This window comes from Streptomyces sp. SID10853 (genome assembly GCF_010548145.1).
Lineage (GTDB): Bacteria > Actinomycetota > Actinomycetes > Streptomycetales > Streptomycetaceae > Streptomyces.
The window spans coordinates 1-1,499 of sequence record NZ_JAAGLN010000473.1 but is presented as its reverse complement, the minus strand read 5'-3'; the positions used below and the strand labels follow the sequence as shown (position 1 = coordinate 1,499).

The 1,499-nt window shown below is 76.7% G+C and carries 2 protein-coding genes; both read right to left on the bottom strand.

The window, feature by feature from the left end; all coding sequences use genetic code 11:
• The coding region (locus G3I19_RS36425; RefSeq protein ID WP_164267936.1) for an AMP-binding protein at positions 1-371 on the bottom strand (371 nt) is incomplete at its 3' end.
• Positions 368-1,499: CoA transferase (locus G3I19_RS36420; protein WP_203601174.1), on the bottom strand; the 1,132-nt coding region annotated here is incomplete at its 5' end. The genes G3I19_RS36425 and G3I19_RS36420, both read right to left, overlap by 4 nt.

Genomic DNA, 1,499 nt, shown 5'->3' with positions numbered 1-1,499 from the left:
CCGCGGCTGCCGTGGCCGGGCGGGTAGGGCAGCGCGAGCGCGCCGATGGCGGCGACGGCGAGTTCCGCGGCCACCGCGTCGCGCCCGTTCGGCATCCGCACGGCGATGATGTCCCGCTCGCCCAGCCCCGCATCGGTGAGCCGGGCGGCGACATGCCGTACCTGTGCGTCGAGCCCCGCGTAGTCCACCGCGCCCGCGGCGTCGATAACGGCCGTCCGGCCGGGGTGCCGCTCCACGTGCCCGGTGAACAGGGCGTAGAGATCACGGTCGGGGCAGTGGCCCTGCCCGGCCCAGGCCCGCCGCAGCGAGCGCGGCACGAGATCACGGATCTCGATGCCGGCCGCCGACACCCAGACATCTGCGTCGGTCATGAGAACTCCCATGGGGCCGGCGGAGCGGTGTGGTCCCCGTCGGCCGGCGCCCCGGCGAACCGCGGGTCGCGGGCCAGGTCCGAGAGGTCGGTGCACACCGGCGTGGCCGCCATACCCGCGTCCGCCAGGGAGGGCAGCCAGTCCGCTGTGGGGCGGGACCTGGCGCGGGCGGTGAGGGCCGCAGCGCTCGCCGACGCGCTGAGCCCGAGCGCTCGCGCGAAGAGATCCGGCCGCTCGCGGGCCGCGGGCCCCGCCGCGATGTACCCGTCCCGCGTACGCAGCGGCCGGTCCAGCACACCCCACTCGTGCCGCTCGCGGCGCCGGGGGATGACGGCCGCGGCGGAGTACAGGGACGAGTCGACCCGCTGTCCGTGCCCGGTGCGCAGCCGGGCCAGCAGCGCCGCCAGTACGCCCTGGGCGCAGACCAGGCCGCCCAGGACATCGGTGAGCGTCATCAGTGAGGGCGCGGGCGGTTCACCGGCGGGCCGCACCGCGGCGCCGAGCCCGCTGTGCGCCTGCACCAGATAGTCGGTCCCCACCGGCGGTGTCGGCCCCATGGCGTCGCCCCAGCCGGACGCCCACGCGTACACCAGCGCCGGGTTGGCCGAGCGCAGGTCATCGGCGTCAAGGCCCAGCCTGGCCGCCTTGCCCGGTGCCCAGTTGTGCAGGAAGACATCGGCGCCGGACACCAGCTCGCGGACGGCCTGCCGCCCGGCGGCGGTGGTGAAGTCGACTTCCGCGACGCTCTTCCCGGAGTTGAGAGCGCTGAAGCGGGCGGAACAGGAGCCCGCCATGGGCGGGATGCCGCGCATGGGGTCACCGCCCGGCGGCTCGACGTGTACGACGTCGGCGCCCAGGAGCCGCAGCGCGTGTCCGGCCATGGGCCCCTGGACGCGCCGGGTCGACTCGACCACCCGTACGCCCGCCAGGGGCAGTTCGGTGGTGGCGGAACCGGAAACGCTGCCGCCGCCCGGGGCGGGCGCGCCGCCGGCGGGTTCCGGGTACGGCGTGAGGGTCCAGGGCCGTACGGACTCCGGCGGGGCGGGGTCGTCCCGTACGGGCAGTACGCCGACACCCGAACCGTCCGCTGCCGCGCGGACGGCGGCGAAGGGGGCCCGGCGCGCCGTC